This is a genomic window from Bacteroidia bacterium (assembly GCA_016218155.1).
Classification (GTDB): Bacteria; Bacteroidota; Bacteroidia; order Bacteroidales; family GWA2-32-17; genus GWA2-32-17.
Genome location: JACREQ010000094.1, coordinates 1 through 1,654 on the forward strand (window position 1 = coordinate 1; position 1,654 = coordinate 1,654).

General features: G+C 31.0%; 2 protein-coding genes. One reads left to right on the plus strand and one right to left on the minus strand.

Annotated elements, in window-relative coordinates:
• The first annotated feature begins 8 nt into the window (after positions 1-8).
• The gene (locus tag HY951_15455) at positions 9-320 is read left to right on the plus strand and encodes a hypothetical protein (protein ID MBI5541460.1); all 312 of its coding nucleotides are present in this window, start codon (positions 9-11) and stop codon (positions 318-320) included.
• Between the two features lies 1 nt (position 321).
• Here HY951_15455 and HY951_15460 read toward each other — a convergent pair whose 3' ends face one another.
• Positions 322-1,536 (minus strand): ATP-binding protein, encoded by a 1,215-nt coding sequence (locus tag HY951_15460; protein ID MBI5541461.1) that lies wholly within the window; start codon positions 1,534-1,536, stop codon positions 322-324.
• Between the last annotated feature and the right edge of the window lie 118 nt (positions 1,537-1,654).

Genomic DNA, 1,654 nt, shown 5'->3' on the forward strand with positions numbered 1-1,654 from the left:
CATAGTTCTTGTACATCTCTACCGCTATTACAAGATACGCAATCGTAATCATTGTAGACCCTGCTAAAGCTACTAGTGATATTGTGCCAGCAGTTGTTAAAAATATTGTTTCAAGAATTATCGATACTGAAAGCCAGAAAAGAATATTTGAGCCATTTTTCCAAGCAGAACAAACAATGTACAGAAAATATCAAGGAACCGGATTAGGATTGGCTATTTGCAAAGGGACTGTTGAAGCGATGGGAGGAAAAATCTGGTTTGAAAGCAAATTAGGAAAAGGTTCGACATTTTACTTTACAATACCCATAAAAAGAAAGTAAACTAACTCTTGAGGAGCCATTTCCACACGGGTTTGACTATTATCTTTTTATCATCAATCAGAAACTCATCGTCTTGATTGTAAGTTAAAATAAGCCCTGTTTTTAATTTAAATTCATTCAATGCAGAAATCAAGCCGCTTATTTCCCTGTTTTTGGTTTCTTCATTAAAATCAAAGCAGACTTGAATTGCGCTTGTTACTTTCTCTTTTTCCTTTATGACAAAATCACATTCATTTTTTTCCTGAAAATAGAAAATATCCTTAAATTTCCTTCTCAGACCTAAAAATACAACGTTCTCCAACATTTTTCCCACGTCTTTTGAAAAAGAAGCAGAGTTATTATAAGAAAACCCATTGTCTATAGAATAAACTTTCTTTGGGTTCACCTGTTGTTTCTTATACGAATAACTGAATCGGGGTATAGTAAAAACTAGATATGCGTTCTCAAAATACGATACATAATCAATGACGCTTTGTACAGATTTGATTTCAAAGGTTTTCTTTATAGAGTTATGTGAGAATTCTTTTCCGGCATTGCTAATTAAATAAACAGCAATCTTATTCAGAATGTTTGTATTTTTTATACCAAACCTCACTGCAATGTCTTTCATCACAACATCAGATAGTAATTGATGAAGAATTGACGGGTTTTCTTTTTTAAGATATTCTGGAAAACCGCCTTTGTATAAATATTCTTCAAAGGATTTAATTGATGGTGCTTTTGCTTTCATATCAAGAAATTCTACAAAAGAAAAAGGAAACATCTCTACTTGTAGGTGCCTTCCGGTTAATTTTGTACCAAGTTCCCTGCTTAAAAGAGAGGTGTTAGAACCTGTTATAATTATTCTTTCTTTTTTATCAGTTAGGTATCTTATAAATTTCTCCCATCTGTTTATATTTTGTATTTCATCAAAAAAGTAAATTCCACCATCCCCATAAATCTCTTTCATTATTGCTTCAACTTTATTAAAATCTGAAAGTTCAAACCCTTCTAGTCTGGGATCTTCAAGATCCAAATAATATCCCCTTTTCTGTTTTTTTAATATTTGATTAAGAAATGTGCTCTTTCCACATCTTCTTATCCCGGTAATTATTATAACAAAAGAATCTTCAATTTTTATTTCTTCTTTCCTTTCCCTTAAAGTTCCTTGTTCCGATTTATTTAAGAATTCTCTCTGAGAAATTATTACTTCTTTAAGAGTTTCTCTGGTTATCATGAATATAATTACAATATTTACTATTTAAAGGTTTCTATTGGTAATAGAAGATAATTTCTATTGGTAATAGAAGCTTCTGGGGATTTATGATTGAATTCCATTAACGTATGATTTATAA